Source organism: Streptomyces sp. NPDC056061 (assembly GCF_042266885.1).
GTDB lineage: Bacteria > Actinomycetota > Actinomycetes > Streptomycetales > Streptomycetaceae > Streptomyces.
The window spans coordinates 56,955-82,256 of record NZ_JBHJWQ010000008.1 but is presented as its reverse complement, the minus strand read 5'-3'; the positions used below and the strand labels follow the sequence as shown (position 1 = coordinate 82,256).

Genomic DNA, 25,302 nt, shown 5'->3' with positions numbered 1-25,302 from the left:
AGTCTGCACCTGAGTAAGGGATCGCATGTCCTTCTTCTACGAGCTGGCCGACCAGTACATCGACGGTGAGTGGCGGACCGGAAGCGGCTCGTGGGACATCATCGACTTCAACCCCTACAACGGTGAGAAACTCGCCGCGATCACCATCGCGACCGCGCGTGAGGTCGACCTGGCCTACCGTGCCGCCGAACGCGCCCAGCGCACCTGGGCCACCACGGGCCCCTACGAACGCCGCGGCGTACTGGAACGCGCCCTGGGCATCGTCGAGGAGCGGCACGAGGTCATCGTCGGGGCGATCACCGACGAACTGGGCGGCACCCGCGCCAAGGGCGAGTACGAGGTCCGCGCCGCCAAGGAGTTCCTGCGCGACGCGATGCATCAGGCACTGCGCCCCCGGGGCCGCCTCCTGCCCTCCCCGGTGGACGGCAAGGAGAACCGCCTCCACCGGAGTCCGGTGGGTGTCGTCGGCGTCATCAGCCCGTTCAACTTCCCCTTCCTGGTGGCGATGAAGTCCGTCGCCCCGGCGCTCGCGCTCGGCAACGCCGTCGTCGTCAAGCCCCACCAGAACGCCCCGGTCGTCGGCGGGGGACTGATCGCGAAGATCTTCGAGGACGCCGGTCTGCCCGCCGGGCTGCTCAACGTCGTGATCACCGATGTCGCCGAGATCGGCGACGCGTTCATCGAGCACCCGGTGCCCAAGGTGATCTCCTTCGCGGGTACGGACCGGGTGGGCCGGCATGTCGCCGCGACGGCGGCCGGACTCTTCAAACGGACGATTCTCGAACTCAGCGGCAACAGCGCCCTGGTGGTGCTGGACGACGCGGACGTCGACTACGCCGTCGACGCCGCGGTCTTCAGCCGCTTCGTGTACCAGGGGCAGGTCTGCATGGCCGCCAACCGCATCCTGGTGGACCGCGGTGTGGAGCAGGAGTTCACCGAGAAGTTCACCGCCCGGGTGGCCGCGCTCAGGACCGGTGACCCGCGCGACCCGGACACCCAGATCGGCCCGGTCATCAACGCCTTCCAGGCCGAGGCGCTGACCGCCCTGGTCGACCGGGCCCTCGACGAGGGCGCCACGGCCCTCGTCCGCGGCCGTACCCGCGGCAACCTCGTCGAACCGACCGTGCTCACCGGGCTGCCCGAGGGCTCCGCACTCCTGACCCAGGAGATATTCGGCCCGGTGGCGTTGCTGAGGGCGTTCGACGGCGAGGAGGAGGCCGTACGGATCGTCAACGACAGCCCGTACGGACTGAGCGGTGCCGTCCACACGCGCGGGATCGAGCGCGGGGTGCGGTTCGCGCGGCGCGTGGTCAGCGGCATGTTCCACGTCAACGACTCCACCGTCCAGGACGATCCGCTGGTGGCCTTCGGCGGCGAGAAGTCCTCGGGCCTGGGCCGGCTCAACGGCGAGGCCACGGTGGACGCCTTCACCACCCAGACCTGGACGTCCGTCCAGCACGGCCGGAGCACGTTCCCCTTCTGACCACTTTCGAGGAAGGCTTGCGGACAGGAGTTGACCGCAAGCCTTCCTAGTGTGGTCGGTGTCAGGAAACAACCGGCACCTTTCAAGGCGGACAGCATGGTCACTCACGTTCCCGCGGAAGCCCACGGCGACGAGCGCGGCGCGCTCCTCTCCTTCGTCGAGGCACAGCGCGGTGCGATTCGGCGCTCCCTGCTCGGACTGACCGAGGAGCAGGCGGCGAGCCGCCCCGGAGTCGGCGAGCTGTCCCTCTCGGGGCTGCTCAAGCACCTCGCCGAGGGCGAGCTCAACTGGCTGCGGATGGCCCAGCAGCGGCCGAGCGAGACCGTCCGCGACGAGGACACCTGGGCGGACAGCTTCCGCCTCGTCGGCGACGAGACGGTTCCGCAGATGCTGAAGTTCTGGGACGGCGTCGTCGCCGAGGTCGAGGAGTTCATCGGCTCGGTGCCGAGCCTCGACGACACCTTCCCGCTGCCGGACGCGCCCTGGTTCCCGAAGGACGGCCGGGTATCGATGCGGTGGATGCTGCTCCATCTCGTCGAGGAGTTCGCCCGGCACGCCGGGCACGCGGACATCCTCCGGGAGTCCCTGGACGGCCGGACCGCGTTCGAGCTGGTCGCCGAGGCCGGGGGATACGCTGATCGGACGTGACGGGACGAGGGGCGGTGGGTGACATGTCGGCGATCCGGCTGCTGGTGCTGTGCGCCGTGCGGCAGCACGGCCGGGCGCACGGCTACCAGGTCCGCAACGACCTGGAGTACTGGGGCGCGCACGAGTGGTCCAACGCCAAACCCGGGTCGGTCTACCACGCCCTGAAGCAGATGGCGAAGCAGGGGCTGCTGGTCGCCCACGAGACCGCCCCGAGCACGGCGGGCGGCCCGCCCCGCACCGAGTACGAGATCACCGCACTCGGCAACGAGGAGTACCTCGCCCTGCTGCGGGCGGCACTCACCTCGTACGACCAGAAGCCGGACGTGCTGGCGGCGGGTCTCGGCGGCATCGTCGACCTGGAGCGGTCCGAGGCCGTCGCGCTGCTCAGGGAGCGGGTGGCGGGCCTCGCCGCCTGGCGCTCCTCCGTCACCGAGTACTACACGCCGGAGGCGGGACCCGAGTCGATCGGCCACATCGGCGAGATCATGAACATGTGGGTCCATTCGGCGGACGCCGACGCCGAGTGGACCCGTGGTCTGATCGCCCGCATCGAGGGCGGGGCGTACACCTTCGCGGGGGAGGGCGAGCCGTTCGTCGGCGTGCTGGCCGAGGGGCAGGAGAACCCGTACGCGACCGGGGTCCGCGACCCCGGCGACGACGAGTGAGCACGCCGGACACCGTTCCTCCCGGACCTGCCGCCGACGGCACGGACACCGCGGTGCCGCCGTCCGCCGCGGGCGAGGCCGTCAGTGGTGGAAGGACGTCGCCGCCTGCTTGTCGTGACTCAACGGATGCGGCTGGCGGCGCAGGTCGGGCAGGATCAGCCGGAGGTCCTCCGTGAGCAGTTCGGCGAGGTCCGCCGTGAAGCCGTTGCGGCACACCACCCGCAGGACGGACAGGTCCTGACGGTTGGCGGGGAACGTGTACGCGGGGACCAGCCAGCCGCGCTCGCGCAGCCGCCGGGACACGTCGAAGACGTCGTACGCCGCCACGTCCGGCGCGGTCGTCAGCGCGAAGACGGGCAGTTGGTCGCCCCGGGTGAGGAGCCGGAAGTCGCCGAGCCCCTCGATCTGCTTCGCCAGCCCGACCGCGATGTCCCGGGACGACTGCTGGACCGCACGGTAGCCGTCGCGGCCCAGGCGCAGGAACGTGTAGTACTGCGCCACCACCTGGGCGCCGGGCCGGGAGAAGTTGAGCGCGAAGGTCGGCATGTCGCCGCCCAGGTAGTTGACCCGGAAGACGAGCTCCTCGGGCAGTTCGGCGGGCGAGCGCCACAGCGCCCAGCCGACGCCCGGATAGACCAGGCCGTACTTGTGCCCGGAGGTGTTGATCGAGGAGACCCGGGGAAGCCGGAAGTCCCACACCAGGTCCTCGTCGAGGAACGGCGCGATCATCGCGCCGGACGCCCCGTCGACATGGACGGGGATGTCGAGCCCGGTGCGCGCCTGGAGGGCGTCCAGGGCGGCGCAGAGATCCGCGATCGGCTCGTAGGAACCGTCGAAGGTGGAGCCGATGATGCCGACGACGCCGATGGTGTTCTCGTCGCAGAGGTCGGCCGCGGCCTGCGGGTCGAGGTGGAAGCGGTCACCCTCCATCGGGACCGTGCGCGGCTCGACCTCCCAGAAGGTGCAGAACTTCTCCCAGCAGACCTGCACATTGATGCCCATCACCAGGTTCGGCCGGGCGGTCGACGGGTACCGGTCGGCGTTCCGGGCCGACCAGCGGCGTTTCAGCGCGATTCCCGCGAGCATGCACGCCTCGCTGGAGCCGGTCGTCGAACAGCCCACGGTGGCCGACGGGTCGGGCGCGTTCCACAGATCGGCGAGCATCGCCACGCACCGCCGTTCCAGTTCGGCGGTGCGCGGGTACTCGTCCTTGTCGATCATGTTCTTGTCGCGGCACTCGTTCAGCAGTACCCCGGCCTGGGGCTCCATCCAGGTGGTGACGAAGGTGGCGAGGTTGAGCCGTGCGTTGCCGTCCAGCATCAGCTCGTCGTGGACCAGCCCGTACGCGATCGACGGCGCCATCGGCCCGTCGGGGAGCCGGTGCCTGGGGGGCGCCGACTCCATGCCGCCGATCGGGTCGGCCTCCCCGAAGAACGGGTTGAGGGCGAGCCGGCGGCGTTCCCGGGACGGTTCCGAACCGGGCGAACCCGTGTGGAGAGGCATCGGCGGACAGTCCTTCTCGGCTCTCGGCGGCCCCGCGGGGGCCGGACAGGGCGCGGGCGGGGGCCGGGCGGGGCCCGGTGGGAGGTGTCCCGGGAGCGTTCCGTGTCCCGGGAAAACCGCGTACCCCCGGACGTGGTGGACGCGCAGTGACGTGACGGGGCGGATCCGTATCCGTATGGGGGCGACGATACGGAAGGCGGCGGCTTCCGGCGCGTCGGGCGGGGCCTCGGGGTGACGCCGCGCGGAGCGGCGGCGTGCGGGACCGCGCGGGGCGGCGGTCGGACGGTGGGCGGGCGGTGGGGTGGTCGGTCGGGCGGGTGGTCGGGCGGGTGGCTTCCGAGGGCGGCAGGGCGGCCGGACCGGCGGGTGGCTTCCGGGTGCGGGCGGGCGCCGCCTGGATCACCTCAGCGGTGTGCCGTCCGCCCGCAGCTGCATCTGCTGCCGCCCGGTCACCAGCAGCCAGGCCGGCAGCGAGGCGACGCACAGCACCGGGAACACACCGGCGTCACCGACCAGCACGGCCGCCGTGAACAGGCTCAGCCAGCCCTGCCGGGTGATGGCCAGCAGCACCCCCAGCACCGCGCAGGTCACCGCGAGCGCCACCGGTACCGGGGTGACCAGTGCGTGGGCGCACAGGCCGAGCGCGACGCCCACGAAGACGGCGGGGAAGATCCGCCCGCCCCGGAAGCCGCAGCTCGCCGCGATCAGCAGAGCCGCCGTCTTCACCACGGCCATCACCGCGAACTGCCCCGCCGACCAGCCGTTCGGGTCGGCGGCGAGCTCCTTCACCTCGTCGAGTCCCTTGAACAGGGTGAGACGACCGCCCAGCACGCCCAGTACGCCGAGCAGCAGCCCGCCCAGGGTGAGGGCCGGGACGGGATGCCTCAGCGCCCGGAAGAACCGGTGCGCCGGGGGAAAGGCGCAGACCGCCAGCAGGCCGAGCGCCGCGGCCGCCGTCGCGATCACGGCCGAGGAGAGCAGATCGGCCCAGTGCGGCCGGGTGTAGGGCGGCAGCGAGAGGTCGAAGGAGGGATGGGCCAGCAGGGTCATGGTGAGCGCGCCCGCCGCGCCCGCCGCGAGCGGGCCGAAGAGGCGGTCCCAGAGCGCACCCGACCCGGGGCGGGCGGCGAGCGTCTCGGAGAGGATCAGGGCGGCGGCGACCGGGGTGCCGAACAGCGCGCCGACGGTTCCGGCCGCGGCGAGCGGGACCCACAGCCCCGCCGGGGTGCCCGGGGCGATGCGGCGGCCCAGCCAGAAGGCCAGCGCGATGTTGGCGGCCGTGACCGGATTCTCCGGGCCGAGGCTGATCCCGCCCGCCAGGGTGAGGACCGTGACGAGGAGCAGCCCCGGCACCACGCCCGCCGCGAGCGGCGGATCGACGAGCCCGGTGGTCGCCGGATCGGGACCGGCACGGCCGGGCACCACCCGGATGAGCAGTCCCGTCACCAGCCCGGTCGCGGTGAGCACCAGGACTGTCCAGAGCGCGGACCGGCGGCCGACCGAGAACGTGTCGGGAAGCGTCTCCCAGAGCACCTCCTGCAACCCTTCGGCCAGCAGGCTGATCCCGAGCAGGGCCAGGGCACAGGCGGTCCCGACGGCCAGGGCGGGCACGATGAGGGGCAGCAGGCGGCGTACGGGGGCGGACTCCGCAGCGGGCCCGGCGGCACCGGAAGAGCCGACGGTGCCGGAGGGATCGGTGACCATCGGCTCACCATAACGACGCAAAAGCCCCATAACTCGCCGAGCGGTGCCGTGGGCGGAGCCGTTTCCGGCTTGCGCCTCACGTGACGTCAGGGCTCAGGCTCGGGACGTACCCGAACGGAGAGGGGGCGGGGAAGCCGTGGACTGCTCCGTGGGACAGGTCGCCGGCCTCGCCGGGGTCACGGTGCGCACCCCGCACCACTACGACGCGCCGATGGAGGCCGGCGAACCGGCCGCCGGTGAGCGGGCGATGGAGCCGGCCGAGGCGCACCGGCAGCACATCACCGCATGGTTCCACGCGTGCACGCCCGAGACGCGCCGGGGGCCGGCCGAGACGTACGTGTCCGACCCACGGTTCCGCGCCTTCTACGACTCGATGCGGCCCGGCCTCGCCGAGCACCTGCGCGACGCCGTCGAGGCCGACGCGGCGCGCCTCGCGCAGCCCGGTACGGGGGCGGGGCCGTGCCGCCCGGCCGGTACGGCGGCCCGTCGGGACCGCCCCCCGTACCGGCCGGGTAGGCGGGCCGCCGCTCAGACCTTGCTGATCACGGCCGCCGTGCCGTACGCGCACACCTCGGTGCCCACGTCGGCGGCCTCGGTCACGTCGAAGCGCATCATCAGCACCGCGTTGGCGCCCCGGGCCCGCGCCTGCTCGACGAGGCGCTCCATCGCCTGGTTCCGGGTCTGGACGAGCGTCTTGGTCAGTCCCTTCAACTCGCCGCCGATCATGGACTTCAGCCCGGCGCCGATCTGGCTGCCGAGGTGGCGGGACCGCACGGTCAGGCCGAACACCTCGCCGATCACCCGGGTCACCTGATAGCCCGGAACGTCGTTCGTGGTGACGACCAGGACGTCGGACTGGTCCGCCTGTCCGCCGCCGAAATCTTCGATACTCATCGTGTTGGTACCTCCTGGAGAGAGCTTTGTCCCGGTTGGCCCGGTCCGCATTGTTGCGCGGGCCACTGGAACCCGACGATGTCATTCTGCGTTGATAGCTTTGGGCGGCCACGCAGCTTGCAGGCGGCCAGGCAGCCGCCTTCGACCGACCCCAGGAGCCCGGACCCTTGAATACGCTTGCGCTCGGACCGAGCTGGCTGGACCCGGACTATCTCATCGGGCAGTTCGGACTGCTCGGTGTGCTGGTCATCGTCTTCGCCGAGTCCGGCCTGTTGATCGGTTTCTTCCTGCCCGGCGACTCCCTGCTGTTCACCACGGGACTGCTGGTGACGACGGGCAAGCTGCACACGCCGCTCTGGGTGGTCTGCGTCCTGGTGGCGCTGGCGGCGATCATCGGTGACCAGGTCGGCTACCTCTTCGGCCGCAAGGTCGGCCCGTCGCTCTTCAAACGCCCGGACTCCCGCCTCTTCAAGCAGGAGAACGTCGAGAAGGCGCACGACTTCTTCGAGAAGTACGGCCCGAAGTCGCTGATTCTGGCCCGCTTCGTTCCCGTGGTGCGTACGTTCACGCCGATCATCGCCGGTGTGAGCCGGATGAACTACCGCTCCTTCATCACGTTCAACATCATCGGCGGTGTCCTCTGGGGCGTGGGCGTCACGCTGCTCGGGGCCGCGCTCGGGAAGATCGAGTTCGTCCACAAGCACATCGAGGCCATACTCATCCTGATCGTGCTGATCTCGGTGGTGCCGATCGCGATCGAGCTCCTGCGGGCCCGCTCCAAGGCCAAGAAGGAGGCGGCGGCCGGCGGCGAGGACGACGCGGCTGCCGTGGCCGACGGCGCGGCCACGGCCCAGCGAGGCCGTCACGCCAAGCGCTGACGCGGCCCCACCCGTAATCGACCACGGGCCCCGGTCCGGAACCGCATCGGTTCCGGACCGGGGCCCGTCCCGTGCCGTCCCGTGCCGTCCCGTGCCGGACCGGGGGCTGCGCGGGGTCGGCGCGGCACCCGCCTCAGAAGCCGCGGGTCCGCTTGGCCGCCCGGCGGTTCGCGCCGCCGACCGCTCCCGGCACCCGCATGAACAACCGGGAGATCTCGCTCCCGAGATTCACCCCGATCGCGATGGCCAGCGCCGTCGCCACAGCGGTCGACAATGAGACCAGCCCGGCGTTCACGTTCCCCTGCGCCACGGCCAGCAGACCGAAGTAGGTGGCCGAGCCCGGCAGCAGCGGCCCGATCGCCGCCGTGATGTACGGCAGCGACGAGGTGTACCGGTAGCGCGAGAACAACTGCCCGAACAGGCCCACCAGACCGGCCGCCGTCGCCGTCGCCAGCACCGGCGAGATATCGGCGGTACGGGCCATCGCCCCGAAGATCACCCAGGCCACGGCGCCGTTGAGGGTCACCGCGAGGACGGTGGACCGGTCCTGCTGGAGCAGGATCGCGAAGGCGAGACAGAGCGCCATGGACGCGAGGATCTGCACCACGGGCCGGTCGGGGGCGAAGAACCTGGTCCCGGGGTTCAGCTGGGCACCCAGCTGAACGCCCAGATACAGCACGAGCAGCACACCGACGACGATGCCGATGAACAGGTACATCACTTCGAGCAGGCGCGCGGCGGCCGTGATGTAGAAGCCGGTCAGCCCGTCCTGCACGCCCGCGACCAGGGCCCGCCCCGGCAGCAGCGCGAACAGCCCACCGGTGATGACCGCCGACGGCCGTACGTCCGACCAGTGCGTCAGGGTCAGTGCCACCCCCAGGGCGGCGGGCGGCATCGCCGCCACCACGAACTGGTAGAACTCCGGCAGCCCGCGCCCGGCGCACAGCCAGGCGAGCCGGTCGCCGAGCATCGCGCCGATCGCTGCCACCACGAACACCAGCGCACCACCGCCGACCAGCACCGACGCCGCGCCCGCCAGGCCGCCGCCGGCCAGCGTCAGCACCCAGCCGGAGTACGGGTGCCGGTTGCGCCGGATCTCCGCGAGGCGCCGGTAGGCGTCCTCCAGCGTGACCTCGACATCCCCGGCGGTGATGTCGTCGATGAGCCGGAAGACGGCGGCCAGCCGGGTGTAGTCGGTGCCCCGGCGGCGCACGGTCCGGCTCGCCGTCACCGGGTCGTCCACCAGCGACGGCTGGTGCGAGATCGACAGCAGGGTGAAGGTGACCGTGGGTTCGCTGCGGTCCAGCCCGTAGCTGCGGGTCACCGCGAACATCGCGGCCTCGACGTCCTCGGCCCCCTCGCCGCCGGCCAGCAGCAGTTCACCGATGCGCAGGGTCAGGTCCAGCACGCGCGGCACCGCCGGGCCCGCCTCGTCGGGCTTCTGCACCGGCTCGGGCGCGGGGCGTTCGGCGACCGGCATCCGCAGCATCGTGCGCATCCGGTCCTGCCAGGGCGCCTCCTCGGTCAGCCGGATCATCGGGACGCCGTGCGCCGGGGTGAAGGCGGGCGGCGAATGCCGGTCGCGATACGTCTTCGGTGGGGCGAAGGCGGAACCGATCGTGTCCGAGCCGGAGAAGGAAGAGGAAGAACCGGAACCGGTGCCGGAGGACGAACCGGAACCAGATCCCGAGGACGGGCCCGCACCCGTCCCCCGGGGTTCGGACCCCAGCCCGGCCGGAATGGCGAATTCCGATGTCGGCTGGTCGTCCTCGGGCGCAGACGTGCGCCGCTCCACCCCGGCAGGCGGGACAAAGGCGCTGCGCGCCTCGTCGGACTGGGGCTTCTGGTCCTCGGGACCGCCCGTTTCCGCCACCACTCGACCTCGCTCCCCATTGGCTGCGCGTCTTTGGTTGCGCTGCTGCCCAGTATGGCCACGAGCATGGGCGGATCACGCGGGACGGTCGGAATCACGGAGTCGCGGACCTGCCGTGCGGCCGGTGCGCGGTGCGTGCCGGGGAGCCGCGCGGTCGGCACGGGCGGCCTCATGCGGAATGCGGATGACGGCCTCATGCGGAACGCCTCCGACGCATGCCCCGGCGCGGACGCGCGACCCGACCCTTCCTGGGCGCGCACACATGCCCCGTCCCGGACGCGTGCCCCGTCCGGTCGTCGATGCGTGATCCGTTCCGGCCACCCATGCGGGACCCGTCCCGGACGCCGGCCCGTGGCACGGCGTGCGGCCCCGGGCGCGTGTGAGCGGCCGTGGCCGCCGCCGGGCCGCCCGTTCACGCGGAACGGGCGGCCCCCCGTCGAAAGGAGTGCCGCCCGTTCCCGGCGCGGAGCCGTACGGCGGCGCACCGCGCTGCCGAACCGTTCGGGTGCGACGCGACCGCGCCGCGGAACCGTGCCACGCGAACCGGCCGGAGGAACCCGGCCGCGACCCTCGGGTCAGTGCGCGTTGCCCTGCGCCTCAAGGCGCTTGTAGGAGGCCTCGATCTCGGCCTCGGCCTCGGCGCGGCCCACCCAGTCGGCGCCCTCGACCGACTTGCCGGGCTCCAGGTCCTTGTAGACCTCGAAGAAGTGCTGGATCTCCAGGCGGTCGAACTCCGCCACGTCCTGGATGTCGCGCAGGTGCTCCATCCGGGGGTCGCCGGCCGGCACGCAGAGCAGCTTGTCGTCGCCGCCCGCCTCGTCGGTCATCCGGAACATGCCGATGGCGCGGCACTTGATGAGGCAGCCCGGGAAGGTCGGCTCGTCCAGGATGACCAGCGCGTCCAGCGGGTCGCCGTCCTCGCCGAGGGTGTTCTCGACGAATCCGTAGTCCGCCGGGTAGCTCGTCGAGGTGAAGAGCCGACGGTCCAGGCGGATCCGGCCGGTCTCGTGGTCCACCTCGTACTTGTTCCGCGAACCCTTCGGGATCTCGATGGTGACGTCGAACTCCACGGGTGGCTCCTCCATGATCAAGACATACAACTGGTGATTAAGTGTCCCCCACGCAGATGAGTGCTCGCGAAAGGGGCTGGTCAACGGTGGACGAGCCGGTGAAGAGACCGTCGGTCAATCCACTGGACAGGCTGGGCGCGCTCGCCCGGCGGGGCGGTGCGATCAGGCTGAACGGACTGAGCGACCGGCAGTTCACGGCCGTTGCCGCCGGCCTCGGTCTGGTGCTCGCGGCCGGCGTCGCCCTTGCCGCCGGCCCCTGGGACTCGGGTCAGCGTAAGGCCGAGCGGGACTGGGTGGCCGCCCGCGGCGGAACAGGTGGCGCACATCACGCGGTCGGCACGGGCGGCCAGCCTCCCGCCCCCAGCGCCCCGCCCGTTCTGGCCCCCCTCTCCGCCGCGGTCGACAACTCCGCCCCCGACGCCGCCACCGCACCCGACCGGACCGCCCTGGGCACCGCCCTCGCCCCGCTGATGAAGGTCCCCGCCCTGGGCACCGTGCGCACCGGCGTCGTCATCGACGTCGCCACCGGCGAACGGCTCTACGCCCAGGGTGCCGACACGCCCATGACGCCGGCCTCCACCGTGAAGATCGCGACCTCGGTCGCCGCCCTGAGCGCGCTCGGCCCCGATCACCGCATCGACACGACGGTCCGGGCGTCGCCCGACTCCCGCACCCTCACCCTGGTCGGCGGCGGCGACCCCACCCTCGACCGGGCGGGACTGCGCGCGCTCGCCGCCGACACCGCCCGCGCGCTGAAGGGCCGGGGCGTGAAGGAGGCCCGCCTCGTGTACGACGCCTCCCGCTACTCCGGTCCCGCGCGGCACCCGATCGGCCCCAACGAGAACATCGCGCCCGTCAGCGCCCTGATGACCGACGAGGGCAGGCTCGACAGCAGCGACAGCGGACCCGCACCGCGCAGCGACGACCCGGCCGGTGACACCGCCCGCACCTTCGTCGGACTGCTCGGCGACGCGGGCATCGCCGTCCGGCCCGACCCGGCCGCCGGCCGCGCGGCCGGCGACTCCCGGCCCGTCGCCCGGCACCGGTCCGCCCCGCTCTCCGCCCTCGTCGAACGCGCCCTGACCAACAGCGACAACGACATCGCCGAGGCCCTCGCCCGGCAGACCGCCGTCGCCGCGGGCGCCCCGGCCGACTTCGCCGGGGCCCGGCGGGCCGTCACGGAACGGCTCGCCGCACTCCGCCTGCCGCTGACCGGCGCGAACCTCGCCGACGGCAGCGGGCTGAACCGGAAGGACAAGGTGACCGCCGGACTGCTGGCGGGGCTCCTCGCCAGCGCCGCCGACCCGGCCCACCCCGAACTGCGCCCGGTCCTCACCGGCCTCCCGGTGGCCGGGTTCACCGGGACGCTCAGCGACCGCTACACCGCGAAGTCCGCGGGCACCGGCCTGGTCCGGGCCAAGACCGGCACCCTGACAGGGGTCAACTCCCTCGCCGGCACGGTCGTCGACGCGCGGGGCCGACTGCTCGCCTTTGCCTTCCTGGCATCCGGCACGACCTCCCCGTCCGAGGCACAGTCCTCCCTCGACGCCCTCGCCACCCGCCTGGTGCGGTGACCCGAGGCCCGCACCGACCGACGGTCGCGGCATCGGCCGCCGCCGTCCGATGACCCGGTCAACACCCCACCACGGACGGACCCGAGCACGTACGGTTGACACATGACGAGCGTCGGTGGTGCCGAGATGGTCGACTGGAATCTCGCGGTCGCGACCGCGACCCGGCTTGTCCGGCCGGGGCCCGAGATCGGTCGGGAGGAGGCCCGCGAGGTCGTCGCGGAGCTGCGGCGGCACGCCAAGGCGGCGGAGGAGCACGTCCGTTCCTTCACCCGCATGATTCCCGAGGGGACCGAGGCGGAGGACACCCCGGTCCTGGTCGTGGACCGGGCCGGCTGGATCAGGGCCAATGCCGACGGCTTCCGCGAACTGCTCCGCCCCCTGCTGGAAAAGATGCGGGAGCGGCGTGGCAACGGTCCCGGCGGCGCCGTGATCGGCGCGGTCGGCTCCAAGGTGACCGGCGTCGAGGTGGGGATGCTGCTGTCGTTCCTGGCCTCGCGGGTGCTGGGCCAGTACGAGACCTTCGCCCCCGCGGGCCGCGAGTTCCCGGCCGCGGCCGACGGCGGCCGACTGCTGCTGGTCGCCCCGAACATCGTCCACGTCGAGCGCGAGCTGGCGGTCGACCCGCACGACTTCCGGCTCTGGGTGGCCCTCCACGAGGAGACCCACCGCACCCAGTTCACCGGGGTGCCCTGGCTCCGCGACCACCTCCAGGGCGAGATCCAGTCGTTCCTCGAAGAGACCGACGTCGACCCGATGACCGTGCTGGAACGGCTCCGCGAGGCCGCCCAGTCCCTGGCCGGCGGCCGACCCGAGGGCGAGCGGGGCGAGGACGAGGGAAGCAGTCTGGTCGAGCTCGTCCAGACGCCCGCCCAGCGCGAGATCCTCGGCCGGCTCACCGCCGTGATGTCCCTGCTCGAAGGGCACGCGGACTACGTGATGGACGGCGTCGGGCCCGAGGTCGTCTCCTCCGTCGCCGAGATCCGGGAGAAGTTCCAGCAGCGCCGGGCGCGCGGCGCGAGCCGCCTCGACCAGGCGCTGCGCAAGCTCCTCGGACTCGACGCCAAGCTCCGCCAGTACCGCGACGGCGAGCGATTCGTCCGGGCGGTGGTCGACGAGGTCGGCATGGACGGCTTCAACCGGATCTGGACCTCACCGAACACCCTGCCGACCAAGTCCGAGATCGCGAAGCCCGAGGACTGGATCGCGAGGGTGCACCGTAAGGCAGAGTCCTGATCTCGACGGCTCGGACGGCGCGCGACAGGACGGAAACGCGCCGGTAATCACCCATCCGAGGGACCGTAGAGGCATGGGAAGGCGTGCAATGCTCGATGGACGGCCTGCCTCTGTCACCATCGATGCACTCTGAGTGACGGAAATCACCACCGTTCCGCCGCTCCGAGGCACCTCCCGATACTTCACGAAGGGCACCGGACATGGGTCCCCATCCTGCGGTCGCGGCGATACGCCTGGCGGTCCGCCGCGTACTCCACGACGTACTCACCGAACACACCAGGAACGCCGAACACGCCCGGTGCGCCCCGCACGCCGAGCTCACCGAGGCCGGCGCGGGCCGACATCGCGCCGCACTCCCCGAACGCCCCGATACCCCACTGGTGCTCGTCGCATGCTCCGGCGGCGCCGATTCCATGGCCCTCGCCTCCGCCCTCGCCTTCGAGACGCGCAAACTCGACGTCCGGGCCGGCGGCATCACCGTCGACCACGGCCTCCAGGACGGCTCCGACACCCGGGCCGCCGAAGTCGTCGACCGCCTCACCGCCATGCGGCTCGACCCGGTCGAGTCCGTCGCCGTGCGGGTCGGCCACGCGGGCGGCCCCGAGGCCGCCGCCCGCGACGCCCGCTACGCCGCCCTGGACGCGGCTGCCGAACGGCACGGCGCCGCAGCCGTCCTGCTCGGCCACACCCGCGACGACCAGGCGGAGACGGTGCTGCTGGGCCTCGCCCGCGGCTCCGGCATCCGTTCCCTCTCCGGCATGGCCGCCGCGTCCGGCCCGGCCGGCCGCTACCGCCGCCCCTTCCTCCACCTCGACCGGCAGACCGCCCGCAAGGCATGCCTCGTCCAGGCGCTGCCCGTCTGGGACGACCCGCACAACATCGACCCCGCCTACACCCGTTCCCGACTGCGCCACGAGGGCCTGCCCGCCCTGGAGAAGGCCCTCGGCAAGGGTGTCGTCGAGGCCCTTGCCCGTACCGCACAGCTCTCCCGCGACGACGCCGACGCGCTGGACACCTGGGCCGCCGAGGCCGAACGCACCGTCCGCGACGAGGCGGGGCGGCTGGAGTGCGCCAAGCTGTACGCGCTGCCGCCCGCCGTGCGCCGCCGGGTGCTGCGCCGGGCCGCCATGGAGGCGGGCTCCCCGGCCGGTTCGCTCTTCGCCCGGCACATCGAGGAGGTCGACCGGCTGATCACCGGCTGGCGCGGCCAGCGGGCCATCAACCTGCCCGGCCGCGTCGAGGCCAGCCGTCAGGGTGGCAGACTGGTGATTCGGCAGAGCTGAAGCACGAGCGGCTGACACGCAGGCGAGCGGCCGCGCCGGGTACGGGGTACCACCTCCGGGCCCGGCAGGCACAGAAAGAGACGCGGGTGAACGAGAAGGACATGGGCACCGACCTCCAGTCGGTGCTCCTCACCAAGGACGAGATCGACGCGAAGCTCGTCGAGCTGGCCGGGAAGATCGACGCGGAGTACGCGGGCAAGGACCTGCTCATCGTCGGCGTCCTCAAGGGCGCGGTGATGGTGATGGCGGACCTGGCGCGCGCGCTGTCCACCCCCGTCACCATGGACTGGATGGCCGTCTCGTCGTACGGCGCGGGCACCCAGTCCTCCGGAGTCGTCCGGATCCTCAAGGACCTGGACACCGACATCAAGGGCAAGCACGTCCTGATCGTCGAGGACATCATCGACTCGGGCCTGACCCTGTCCTGGCTGATGTCCAACCTCGGCTCGCGCGAGCCGGCGTCGCTGGAGATCTGCACGCTGCTGCGCAAGCCGGACGCCGCCAAGGTCGCGCTCGACTGCAAGTGGGTCGGGTTCGACATCCCCAACGAATTCGTCGTCGGCTACGGGCTGGACTACGCGGAGAAGTACCGCAACCTCCCCTTCGTCGGCACGCTCGCCCCGCACGTCTACGGCGGCTGACGGCCTGCGGCGGCTGACGGCCTGGGGAGCGAGAGGGCGCCGGGAGCCCGCTCCCTCTCGCTCCCCAGGCCGTGACCCCGTCGCCCGACGGCCCCGCGGGGCCGTCCCCGGCCGCTCCGGTAGCCCGTAGCCCCGGGCCTGCCCGGTGGGGCCGGGCCCACCGGGAACCGGAATGCCCGGCCCCACCGGATACGGCGTAAGGGAACCTTTCACCGGATTCCCGTCGTTGAGACGTGGAAGGCGGGTTTTGACAGACGTCCCCGGCAGCCGCAGGTGACAATGCTGGGGTACCGTCCGAAGAACAGTCTTTTCTCACAGCAGCATTTACCTACGGGCAGGAGGGACGGGGCGGCATCGCCCCGTATGGATGGACGTGAAGCGATACTTCCGTGGGCCGGTCATGTGGATCGTGCTGGCCGTCCTCGCCGTGGTCGTGTTGATGCAAGTCGTCGGCTCGTCGGGCGGCTACAAATCGGTGGACACCGGCAAGGTGATCCAGGCGATCAGCAAGGACCAGGTGGCGCAGGCCAAGCTGACCACCGGTGACGAACAGATCATCAAGATCGAGCTGAAGAAGGACCAGAAGCTCTCGGGCGAGTCCGGCAGCAAGTTCCAGGCGAACTACATCGGCAACCAGGGTGTCCAGCTCGCCGACACGCTGCAGAAGAAGTTCGAGAGCGGCCAGATCGACAAGGGCTACACGGTCTCCCCGTCGAAGCAGTCCCCGTTCATCTCGATCCTCCTGTCGCTGCTGCCCTTCGTCCTCATCGTGGTCGTCTTCCTGTTCCTGATGAATCAGATGCAGGGCGGCGGCTCCCGGGTCATGCAGTTCGGGAAGTCCAAGGCCAAGCTCATCACCAAGGACACCCCGAAGACCACCTTCGCCGACGTGGCGGGCTCGGACGAGGCCGTCGAGGAGCTGGAGGAGATCAAGGAGTTCCTCCAGGAGCCGGCGAAGTTCCAGGCCGTCGGCGCGAAGATCCCCAAGGGTGTCCTGCTGTACGGGCCTCCCGGTACGGGCAAGACGCTGCTCGCGCGCGCCGTCGCGGGCGAGGCGGGCGTCCCGTTCTACTCGATCTCCGGCTCCGACTTCGTCGAGATGTTCGTCGGTGTCGGTGCCAGCCGCGTCCGCGACCTCTTCGAGCAGGCCAAGGCGAACGCCCCGGCGATCGTCTTCGTCGACGAGATCGACGCCGTCGGCCGGCACCGCGGTGCCGGAATGGGCGGCGGCCACGACGAGCGCGAGCAGACGCTCAACCAGCTCCTCGTCGAGATGGACGGCTTCGACGTGAAGGGCGGCGTCATCCTGATCGCCGCCACGAACCGGCCGGACATCCTCGACCCGGCGCTGCTGCGACCGGGCCGCTTCGACCGGCAGATCGCGGTCGACCGGCCGGACATGCAGGGCCGCCTGGAGATCCTCAAGGTGCACCAGAAGGGCAAGCCGGTCGCGAAGGACGTCGACCTCGGCGCCGTCGCCCGTCGCACCCCCGGCTTCACCGGTGCCGACCTGTCGAACGTGCTGAACGAGGCGGCGCTCCTCACGGCGCGCGGCAACCAGAAGCTGATCGACAACAAGACGCTCGACGAGGCCATCGACCGCGTCGTGGCGGGCCCGCAGAAGCGGACCCGGATCATGTCCGAGAAGGAGAAGAAGATCACCGCGTACCACGAGGGCGGACACGCCCTGGTCGCGGCGGCCTCTCCGCAGGCGGACCCGGTCCACAAGATCACGATCCTCTCCCGCGGTCGCGCCCTCGGCTACACGATGGTGCTCCCGGAGGAGGACAAGTACTCCACGACGCGCAACGAGATGCTCGACCAGCTCGCCTACATGCTGGGCGGGCGCGCGGCCGAGGAGCTGGTCTTCCACGACCCGACCACCGGTGCGGCGAACGACATCGAGAAGGCCACCGCCACGGCCCGCGCGATGGTCACGCAGTACGGCATGACGGAGCGGCTCGGCGCGATCAAGTTCGGCGGCGACAACACCGAGCCCTTCGTGGGCCGGGAGATGGGGCACCAGCGCGACTACTCGGAAGAGGTCGCGGCCCTCGTCGACGAAGAGGTCAAGAAGCTCATCGAGACCGCCCACAACGACGCGTGGGAGATCCTCGTCGAGAACCGTGACGTGCTGGACAACCTCGTTCTCCAGCTGCTGGAGAAGGAGACCCTCGGCAAGGAGGAGATCGCCGAGATCTTCGCCCCGGTCGTGAAGCGTCCGGCCCGTCCGGCGTGGACCGGCTCCGCCCGGCGCACGCCGTCGACGCGGCCGCCGGTGCTCTCGCCGAAGGAGCTCGCCCTCACCAACGGAGCCACCACGGCGAACGGCTCGGCCGTCCCCACGGACAGCGTTCCGGCCACCGAGGTGCTCCCGGAGGACCGCCCGGAGAGCTGACCCGGGTGTGTCCCCTGTCACGGGGGCCGGGCCGGGACCGGAATGGATGCCGCGCCCCCGCAGGTTTTAGCCTGTGGGGGCGCGGCATTTTCGTACGACCGTACGAGAAGTGTGCGGGTGACAGCTCAGAGGAACGAGGCACAGATGACCGACCCGGTGACGTTGGACGGCCAGGGGCCGATCGGCGAGTTCGACGAGAAGCGGGCCGAGGCCGCTGTGCGGGAGCTTCTCCTCGCCGTGGGCGAGGACCCGGACCGCGAGGGACTGCGCGAGACGCCGGGACGGGTGGCGCGGGCGTACAAGGAGATCCTGGCGGGTCTGCGGCAGGAACCCGAGGACGTTCTGACCACGACGTTCGACCTGGGGCACGACGAGATGGTCCTGGTGAAGGACATCGAGATCGTCAGCCTCTGCGAGCACCACCTGCTCCCGTTCCACGGGGTCGCGCACGTCGGCTACATCCCGGCGGAGAGCGGCAAGATCACGGGGCTGTCGAAGCTCGCCCGCCTCGTCGACGTCTTCGCCCGCCGTCCGCAGGTGCAGGAGCGGCTGACGACGCAGATCGCGGACTCGCTGATGCGCATCCTGGAGGCGCGTGGCGCGATCGTGGTCATCGAGGCGGAGCACATGTGCATGTCGGTGCGCGGCATCCGCAAGCCGGGCGCGAAGACGACCACCTCGGCGGTGCGCGGGCAGCTTCGCGACGCGTCCACGCGGGCCGAGGCGATGAGCCTGATACTGGCCCGCTGAGGGTCTGCCGGGCCCGCTGAGAGTCGGGCCGGTGCCGGGCACCGTACGGAGCCCCGGTCCTGCGTGCGGGGCCGGGAGGTGCGCGGGGCCGGGGAACGGACCGGGCGGGCCCGGACCGGGCGGGATCAGACCGAGGAACGGCTCTTGTCGTCGTCCTCGTCCTCCGGGAGCTTGCAGATGCGCTCCAGCCAGAGGGCGGCGGCGACCACCGCGGCACCGGCCAGGACCGCGAGACCGGCGTAGATCGCCTGGTCGCGGCGGGCCGGGACGTCGAGGGAGCCGAGCAGGAAGACGCCCGTGCCGCCGTACATCCCGGAGACCAGGGCGACGACCAGCGCGCTGGCCTGGCCGAAGACGACCGCCCGGGCAGCCATCAGCGGCTCGACGCCCTTGGCGCCCGGCCTGCGCTCGCGCTGGGCCCGCAGCCGGGAGCGGATGGAGAGCGCCGCCGCGCACAGCACGGCGGCGATCACCGCGAGCACGATCGGCGCGGCGAGGGGGATGCCCGGCAGGCTGCCCAGGGAGTCCCAGAGGCGGGCGCCGCCCCATGAGAGCACTCCGGCCGCCGCGAAGAGACCGATCAGTACCCCGAGCCGTAGTTGCTTCACCGAGTGATCCGCCCTTCGCCGCCAGTGGCCCCGCAGCCGGGGGCTCCCCGCCGCGGGTGATGTCCGTCGCCGGTGGTCCCGGTCGCCGGTGGCACCCACGGGTGTGCCTGCCGTCCGCGGACCCGTGTCCGTCGAGCCTATCGACTACCAAGCGGTGTCCCGTAATCCTTGGTGGGTCGGCGCGCGGCGTCGGATGCGGTGCATCGCAAGGCGGAGGGACGTCCGCATACCGGATGTATGTGGACGTTCCGACAACGCAGCGAGGTGCCGTAGCTGTCGTCGCGCGCCCGTCAAGGAGTACGGGACAGCGCTCAGGGCAGTCGGAGTTCCAGGTCGGGCCGGGGGAGCACGCCGTCCCGGCCGACGGCGGCCAGCAGCTGCGCCACGGGCCCGGCACCGGGCAGCTCCGCGTCGGGTTCGACGTCGTGCCACGGGGCGAGGACGAAGGACCGCTCGCCGGCCCGCGGGTGGGGGAGGGTGAGCACCGGGTCGTCGGAGACGACGTCCGCGTACGCCACGATGTCGACGTCGAGGGTGCGCGGGCCCCAGCGTTCCTCGCGGACGCGTCCGAAGCCCTCCTCGACGGCCTGGCCGCGCTCCAGCAGCGAGGTGGGGGGGAGCGTCGTCCGCACCACCACGACGGCGTTGAAGTACGAGGGCTGGGAGCCGGGCTCGACGCCCCAGGGCTCCGTCTCGTACACCGGGGAGACCGCCTTGACCCGCAGGCCGGGAGTGTCCTCCAGGGCGTCTATGGCCCCCTGGAGGGTCTCCAGGCGGTTGCCGAGGTTGGAGCCCAGGGAGAGCACGGCGCGTTTGGGGTTGGAGAGGGTGATGTCCGCCGCGTCCACCTGCTCGACCACGGAGGCGGGCACCGGCTGCACGGTCGGGTCGCTCTGCCCCTGCGTGGAAAATGCGGTCATACTCGGCTCCGGGTGATCGTGATGGTGACATCGTCGAAGGGGACGGTGATCGGCGCGTCCGGCTTGTGCACCACCACCTCCACCTCCTCGACTCCTTCGTGTTCGAGGCACTTCAGGGCGATGCGCTCCGCGAGCGTCTCGATCAGATCGACGGGCTCGCCCTGCACGACCTCGACGGCCTGCTCGGCGACGATGCCGTAGTGCACGGTCTTCGTCAGGTCGTCGGAGGCCGCCGCGGGGCGGGTGTCCAGGCCGAGCACCAGGTCGACGATGAAGGTCTGGCCCTCTTCCCGTTCCCGGGGAAAGACGCCGTGGTGTCCACGGGCCTTGAGGCCGCGCAGCGCGACACGATCCACGCGAATCACTCCTGCTGTCGTAGGGCGTAGAGACACGTGGCCGCGTACGGACGGCGAGGTGCTCTCTTTCGAATCTACCTGCGAGCACTGACAGTGCTCCCCCGTGGGGGCTATGGACAGGACCTCACGGGACTGGTAGCCGCTACTACCCGCGGTCGTGAATTCCAACCCTTCCGGTGGAGTGAGATATCCCGTCCGGGCGCGGCGTTTCCGTGCCGCTCACTTCCCTGTCCGGGACCGGAAGGACCCGTTCCCGTCCCGGCCGGGAGGGGGCTGCGTGCCCGGTCAGGAGGGGGAGGGCGCTTCCCCGTCCTCGTCGGAATCGGCGATCACGGGCGAGCCGTGGTGGGACCAGAGCTTCCAGCCGTCGGGGGTGCGACGGAACACGTTGGTGGCCACGACGAGCTGGCCGACCAGGGGCCCGAGCGCGTTGCCGTCCTCCGCGGGGCCGCCGCTGAGGATGTTCTCCGTGCAGGTCACCAGGGCCGTGTCACCGGTCATCGCCACCACGACATCGGTGAGGAAGAACTGGATGTACTCGGTGTTGGCCATGATCAGGGCGTAACTGCGCAGCACCTCGCCGCGGCCGGTGAGCACCGGCCAGCCGGGGTGGACGCAGGAGACGGTGAGGTCCTCGCCGGGCAGCCAGAGCGCGGAGAGCCCCTCCAGGTCGCCGTGCTCCAGCGACTCGTAGAAGGCGGTGTTGGCCTGCTCGACGGCCGCGATGTCGGCGGCGGCCTCCGCGTGCTCGTCGCGGGGGCCGCTCACGCGGCGCCCTCGACGGCGCGGGCCACCCGCACGGCGTCGGCCGTGGCCCGGACCTCGTGGACCCGGACGGCCCAGGCGCCCGCGCGGGCGGAGAGCGCGGAGACGGCCGCGGTGGCGGCGTCGCGTTCCCGGGCGGGCGGCGGCGCCGCACCCCCGCCGGCCAGCACGTGGCCGAGGAAACGTTTGCGGGAGGCGGCGACCAGCAGCGGGCGGCCCAGGGCGCGCAGCTCGTCGAGGTGGGCGACGAGGGCGAGGTCGTGGGCGGCCTCCTTGGCGAAGCCGAGGCCGGGGTCGATGACGATCCGTTCCGGGGCGACGCCGCCCGCGACCACGGCGTCCATCCGCTCGCGCAGCTCCCGGACGACCTCGGCGACCACGTCCCCGTACACGGCGCGGTTGTTCATCGACTCGCTGAAACCGCGCCAGTGCATCACGACGAACGGCACGTCGGCGGCGGCGACGACGCCGACCATGGCCGGGTCGGCGAGACCGCCGCTCACGTCGTTGACCAGGACGGCCCCGGCGGCGACGGCCTCCTCGGCGACCCGGGCCCGCATGGTGTCCACGGAGACCACGACCCCTTCGGCCGCCAGGCCGCGGACCACCGGGATCACGCGCCGCAGCTCCTCCGAGGCGTCCACCCGGCTGGCGCCGGGCCGGGTCGACTCGCCGCCGACATCGATCAGGTCGGCACCGCGGGCGACCAGGTCGAGGCCGTGTTTGACCGCGGCCGTGGTGTCGAACCAGCGGCCCCCGTCGGAGAAGGAGTCCGGGGTCACATTGACGACACCCATGACCGCGCAGCGGTCCCACTCCGGCAGGCCCTGGACCGTGCCTCGTCCACGCAACGTACTCATGCGACCAGCGTAGGCCCGCGCGGTGCGTCGTCACGCCGCGCGGGCACAGTGCTCCCCGTCACGCCGCGCGGACGTGGTGCTCCTGGCCGGTCTGCGGGGTGTGGGCGCAGGGGCGGGGCTGGTGCCGGGGGAACCGGCGGGCGAAGGGGCGCGGCAGCGCGACGTTCACGAAGCCCTCGGCCCGCATGGCGGCGAGCGAGATCCGGGGCAGGTCCCGGGCGGCGCGGTAGACCACGAAGCGGGGCTCCCAGCGGGGCCGGAACTTGGCGTTGAACTTGTACAGCGACTCGATCTGGAACCAGCGCGACAGGAAGATCAGCAGTCCGCGCCAGAGCCGCAGCACCGGTCCCGCGCCCAGCTTCTCGCCGCGGGCCAGTGCCGAACGGAACATCGCGAAGTTCAGCGAGACCCGGGCGACGGACAGCTGCGGGGCGGCCTGGAGCGAGGCGACGATCAGCAGTTCGTTCATGCCGGGGTCGGCGGCGCGGTCGCGGCGCATCAGCTCCAGGGACATGCCGTCGCGGCCCCACGGAACGAAGTGGAGCACGGCCTTCAGATCGCCGTACGGGGAGTCGGCGGTGTCCTCGTCGGACTTGTGGGCGGTGGCGATGACGCAGTCCCCGTCGGCCGGGTCGCCGATCCGGCCCAGCGCCATGGAGAAGCCGCGCTCGTTGTCGGTGCCGCGCCAGTCGGCGGCGGCCTGCCGGATGCGGGCCAGCTCCTCCTCGCCGATGTCACTCGCGCGCCGGACGCGGGTCTCGTAGCCGAGCCGTTCGATGCGCTTCACCATCTGGCGCACGTTGCGCATCGGGCGCCCGGCGAGCGAGAAATCCGCGACGTCCACCACCGCCTCGTCGCCGAGCTCCAGTGCCAGGAGCCCGGTCTCGCGGGTCCAGACCTCGCCGCCGGTCTCGCTGCACCCCATCACGGCGGGGGTCCAGGAGTGGGCCCGCGCCTCGTCCATGAAGCGCTCGATGGCGCCGGGCCATGCCTCCACGTCGCCGATCGGGTCGCCGCTCGCCAGCATCACCCCGGACACCACGCGGTAGCAGACGGCGGCCTTGCCGCTCGGCGAGAAGACGACGCCCTTGTCGCGGCGGAGTGCGAAGTGGCCCAGCGAGTCCCGGCCGCCGTGCTTCGCCAGCAGGGCGCGCAGCCGGGTCTCGTCGTCCTCGGTGAGGCGGGCGGCCGGGTGCTCGGGACGGAAGGCGAGGTAGATGGTGGTGACGGCGGTCAGCAGACCGAGGGCGCCGAGCGAGTACCCCACGGTCCAGGAGGTGTCCCCGGCGTAGTCCATGGGGCCCTCGACGCCGAACAGCCCGTACAGCACGTGCTGGAGCCGGTCGGTGATGCTGGGGCTGCCCACGACCCGGCCCGGGTGGACGCTGACGACGACCAGGCCCAGGCCGAGCGAACCGGCGCCGAGCAGGACGAAGTTGGCGAGCGCCCGCCAGCGGCTCCTGGGGTCGGGCAGTGCGGCGAACTCGCCGCGGTGGCGGACCAGCAGCAGGCAGAGCGCCAGGGAGACGAGCGTGCCGATGACCGAGTGCCGGTAGGCGAACTGCGCCAGCGCACCGGCCGGCAGCAGCACCACGGCGGCCCGCCAGGCCCGCCGCTTGCGCCGCTTGAGGCCGTGGGCGAGGAGCAGCAGCAGGACGCCGGCGCTCAGCGAGAGCGCGGCGGCGAACGGCCCGAGGGCGCCGGGGAGTACTTCGGCGAGGCTGTGCATCCGGCTGTGCCGGAAGCGCGGGAAGACTCCTGCGGCCACATCGATCAGGCCGACGACGGTGCAGGCGGTACCGATCAGTGTCGGCACGGTCTCGGGACGAGGACCGCGTGCGAACTTGCGTACGAAGTCGCGTGCGGGACTCGGAACCGATCCTGATTTATCCCCATCTAGCGTGACAGACATCGCTTCCCGTGGCTCCGCGAGAGATTCCTGAGTCCTTCGGCCGAGGCCGTTCGGACGATGTGCGCTCTGTAGGACGAGGCTTCCGGCCGGAGGGTTCACCCGCCGAACGGAAATTTCCAGACAAGAAAGCTCACCCCACCATGGGTCTCACCAGCAAGACGCTTCTGGCCGTGGTCATCCTGTTGGCCGCGGTTTCCTTCGCCGCGACGGTCTGGCTCTGGCCCCGGCTGGCCCGGCGCAGCGTCTCGGCGGTGTTCGGCAGGGTGGGGCTGCTGTTCGTGACCCAGGTGATGATCTTCGCCTCCGCCGGCCTGGCGGCCAACAACTCCTTCCTCTTCTACGGTTCCTGGGCGGATCTGCTCGGCCAGGAGCAGGAGATGGGCACGGTCATTGACCACGCGGTCAAAAGCGCGGCGTCCGGGAACATCGCCCGGATCGGGATGCAGCACACCGGAGTGCCCGGCAGCATGCGCCCCGCCAGGGCCGGGCGCATAGACAAGGTGGTGATAGCGGGCCGGAAGTCGAAGATCGACAGTCCGGCGTACGTGTACCTCCCGCCGGAGTACTTCCAGCCCGCTTTCGCCCAGCGGAAGTTCCCGGCGGTCGTCGTGCTCACCGGCTACCCCGGAACGGCGGAGAACCTCCTGAAGGGGCTCCGGTACCCGCAGACGGCGCACGAGCGGGTGAAGGCGGGGCGGGCGCAGCCGATGATCCTGGTGATGCTGCGGCCGACGGTCGCGCCGCCGAGGGACACCGAGTGCGTCGACATCAAGGACGGACCGCAGACCGAGACGTTCTTCGCCGAGGATCTGCCGCAGGCGGTCTCGGACATGTACCGGGTCGGCACGCAGTCGCGGAACTGGGGCATCATGGGCAATTCGACCGGCGGGTACTGTGCGCTGAAGATCGGGTTCCACCACCCCGACCGGTTCGCCGCCAGCGCCGGGCTCTCCGCGTACTACAAGGCGGCGGAGGACCCGACGACCGGTGACCTCTTCCACGGCGACCAGCGGGCCCGCAAGCGGGCCGATCTGATGTGGAGTCTGGACCACCTGCCGCAGCCCGCCGGGTCCTTCCTGGTCACGACCTCCAGGCAGGGCGAGGGGAACTACCGCTCCACGCAGCGCTTCATCGGCAAGGTGAAGGCGCCGGCCCGCGTCTCGTCGATCGTGCTGGAAAGCGGCGGGCACAACTTCAACACCTGGCGACGGGAGATACCGTCGACGCTGGACTGGATGAGCAGCCGGCTCAGCGACGGCTGACGACCGCGCGTCGGCGGGCGGC

General features: G+C 71.7%; 22 protein-coding genes and 1 pseudogene. 12 read left to right on the top strand and 11 right to left on the bottom strand.

The window, feature by feature from the left end:
- Positions 1–25 precede the first annotated feature (25 nt).
- The 3 genes from ACFC79_RS14770 (at position 26) to ACFC79_RS14760 (ending at position 2,796) form a co-directional block, all read left to right on the top strand.
- Positions 26–1,483: an aldehyde dehydrogenase family protein gene (locus ACFC79_RS14770; protein ID WP_376239758.1), complete on the top strand. Its 1,458-nt coding sequence runs from the start codon at positions 26–28 to the stop codon at positions 1,481–1,483.
- 96 nt (positions 1,484–1,579) lie between these two features.
- Complete coding sequence (locus ACFC79_RS14765) at positions 1,580–2,131, top strand: DinB family protein (RefSeq protein ID WP_376239755.1); 552 nt, start codon at positions 1,580–1,582, stop codon at positions 2,129–2,131.
- A 23-nt stretch (positions 2,132–2,154) separates the two neighbouring features.
- Positions 2,155–2,796 (top strand): PadR family transcriptional regulator, encoded by a 642-nt coding sequence (locus ACFC79_RS14760; RefSeq protein ID WP_376240178.1) that lies wholly within the window; start codon positions 2,155–2,157, stop codon positions 2,794–2,796.
- Positions 2,797–2,877: 81 nt separating this feature from the next.
- On the opposite strand, the gene ACFC79_RS14755 is transcribed toward ACFC79_RS14760, so the two are convergent.
- Both ACFC79_RS14755 and ACFC79_RS14750 read right to left on the bottom strand, forming a co-directional pair.
- Entirely contained in the window at positions 2,878–4,299 is a 1,422-nt protein-coding gene (locus ACFC79_RS14755; RefSeq protein WP_376239752.1) for a glutamate decarboxylase, read from the bottom strand.
- 399 nt (positions 4,300–4,698) lie between these two features.
- Positions 4,699–6,003 (bottom strand): ion channel protein, encoded by a 1,305-nt coding sequence (locus tag ACFC79_RS14750; protein WP_376239749.1) that lies wholly within the window; start codon positions 6,001–6,003, stop codon positions 4,699–4,701.
- 211 nt (positions 6,004–6,214) lie between these two features.
- On the opposite strand from ACFC79_RS14750, the pseudogene ACFC79_RS14745 reads away from it, so the two are divergent.
- Positions 6,215–6,409: pseudogene (locus tag ACFC79_RS14745) on the top strand (TipAS antibiotic-recognition domain-containing protein); the annotation flags it as partial.
- A gap of 122 nt (positions 6,410–6,531) precedes the next feature.
- On the opposite strand, the gene ACFC79_RS14740 reads toward ACFC79_RS14745, so the two are convergent.
- Positions 6,532–6,897, bottom strand: a complete 366-nt coding sequence (locus ACFC79_RS14740; RefSeq protein WP_376239746.1) for a YbjQ family protein — start codon at positions 6,895–6,897, stop codon at positions 6,532–6,534.
- 167 nt (positions 6,898–7,064) lie between these two features.
- Here ACFC79_RS14740 and ACFC79_RS14735 point away from each other — a divergent pair, with 167 nt between their 5' ends.
- Positions 7,065–7,775 (top strand): DedA family protein, encoded by a 711-nt coding sequence (locus ACFC79_RS14735; RefSeq protein WP_376239743.1) that lies wholly within the window; start codon positions 7,065–7,067, stop codon positions 7,773–7,775.
- A 133-nt stretch (positions 7,776–7,908) separates the two neighbouring features.
- On the opposite strand, the gene ACFC79_RS14730 is transcribed toward ACFC79_RS14735, so the two are convergent.
- Both ACFC79_RS14730 and ACFC79_RS14725 read right to left on the bottom strand, forming a co-directional pair.
- Complete coding sequence (locus ACFC79_RS14730) at positions 7,909–9,651, bottom strand: threonine/serine exporter ThrE family protein (RefSeq protein WP_376239741.1); 1,743 nt, start codon at positions 9,649–9,651, stop codon at positions 7,909–7,911.
- A gap of 572 nt (positions 9,652–10,223) precedes the next feature.
- On the bottom strand, positions 10,224–10,718 hold the full coding sequence (locus ACFC79_RS14725) for an inorganic diphosphatase (RefSeq protein WP_376240175.1): 495 nt from the start codon (positions 10,716–10,718) through the stop codon (positions 10,224–10,226).
- 86 nt (positions 10,719–10,804) lie between these two features.
- On the opposite strand from ACFC79_RS14725, the gene dacB reads away from it, so the two are divergent.
- From dacB to folE, 6 genes are all read left to right on the top strand, one after another.
- Positions 10,805–12,292 carry a D-alanyl-D-alanine carboxypeptidase/D-alanyl-D-alanine-endopeptidase gene (dacB, locus tag ACFC79_RS14720; protein WP_376239738.1) on the top strand — a complete coding sequence of 496 codons (1,488 nt, stop codon included), beginning with the start codon at positions 10,805–10,807 and terminating at the stop codon, positions 12,290–12,292.
- 102 nt (positions 12,293–12,394) lie between these two features.
- Complete coding sequence (locus ACFC79_RS14715) at positions 12,395–13,525, top strand: zinc-dependent metalloprotease (RefSeq protein WP_376239735.1); 1,131 nt, start codon at positions 12,395–12,397, stop codon at positions 13,523–13,525.
- 200 nt (positions 13,526–13,725) lie between these two features.
- Positions 13,726–14,808: a tRNA lysidine(34) synthetase TilS gene (gene tilS, locus ACFC79_RS14710; protein ID WP_376239733.1), complete on the top strand. Its 1,083-nt coding sequence runs from the start codon at positions 13,726–13,728 to the stop codon at positions 14,806–14,808.
- Between the two features lie 101 nt (positions 14,809–14,909).
- Positions 14,910–15,449: a hypoxanthine phosphoribosyltransferase gene (gene hpt, locus ACFC79_RS14705; protein ID WP_376240173.1), complete on the top strand. Its 540-nt coding sequence runs from the start codon at positions 14,910–14,912 to the stop codon at positions 15,447–15,449.
- 367 nt (positions 15,450–15,816) lie between these two features.
- Positions 15,817–17,847, top strand: coding sequence for an ATP-dependent zinc metalloprotease FtsH (ftsH, locus tag ACFC79_RS14700; RefSeq protein WP_376239730.1), 2,031 nt, complete (start codon positions 15,817–15,819; stop codon positions 17,845–17,847).
- A 144-nt stretch (positions 17,848–17,991) separates the two neighbouring features.
- Positions 17,992–18,597: a GTP cyclohydrolase I FolE gene (gene folE, locus ACFC79_RS14695; protein WP_376239727.1), complete on the top strand. Its 606-nt coding sequence runs from the start codon at positions 17,992–17,994 to the stop codon at positions 18,595–18,597.
- Positions 18,598–18,722: 125 nt separating this feature from the next.
- Here folE and ACFC79_RS14690 read toward each other — a convergent pair whose 3' ends face one another.
- The 6 genes from ACFC79_RS14690 to ACFC79_RS14665 form a co-directional block, all read right to left on the bottom strand.
- Positions 18,723–19,205: a DUF3180 domain-containing protein gene (locus tag ACFC79_RS14690; RefSeq protein WP_376239724.1), complete on the bottom strand. Its 483-nt coding sequence runs from the start codon at positions 19,203–19,205 to the stop codon at positions 18,723–18,725.
- A 311-nt stretch (positions 19,206–19,516) separates the two neighbouring features.
- Positions 19,517–20,125 (bottom strand): 2-amino-4-hydroxy-6-hydroxymethyldihydropteridine diphosphokinase, encoded by a 609-nt coding sequence (gene folK / locus ACFC79_RS14685; protein ID WP_376239721.1) that lies wholly within the window; start codon positions 20,123–20,125, stop codon positions 19,517–19,519.
- A complete protein-coding gene (folB, locus tag ACFC79_RS14680) occupies positions 20,122–20,481 on the bottom strand; it encodes a dihydroneopterin aldolase (RefSeq protein ID WP_376239718.1) in 360 nt (119 codons plus the stop codon). The genes folK and folB overlap by 4 nt, the downstream gene beginning before the upstream one ends.
- A gap of 285 nt (positions 20,482–20,766) precedes the next feature.
- Positions 20,767–21,249, bottom strand: coding sequence for a nuclear transport factor 2 family protein (locus ACFC79_RS14675; RefSeq protein ID WP_376239715.1), 483 nt, complete (start codon positions 21,247–21,249; stop codon positions 20,767–20,769).
- Positions 21,246–22,043: a dihydropteroate synthase gene (gene folP, locus ACFC79_RS14670; protein WP_376240170.1), complete on the bottom strand. Its 798-nt coding sequence runs from the start codon at positions 22,041–22,043 to the stop codon at positions 21,246–21,248. Before folP ends, ACFC79_RS14675 begins: the two co-directional genes overlap by 4 nt.
- 121 nt (positions 22,044–22,164) lie before the next feature.
- Positions 22,165–24,018, bottom strand: a complete 1,854-nt coding sequence (locus tag ACFC79_RS14665) for a phosphatidylglycerol lysyltransferase domain-containing protein (RefSeq protein WP_376239712.1) — start codon at positions 24,016–24,018, stop codon at positions 22,165–22,167.
- 140 nt (positions 24,019–24,158) lie between these two features.
- Between ACFC79_RS14665 and ACFC79_RS14660 the strand changes: the two genes are divergently transcribed.
- Complete coding sequence (locus ACFC79_RS14660) at positions 24,159–25,280, top strand: alpha/beta hydrolase (RefSeq protein ID WP_376239709.1); 1,122 nt, start codon at positions 24,159–24,161, stop codon at positions 25,278–25,280.
- Positions 25,281–25,302: the final 22 nt, after the last annotated feature.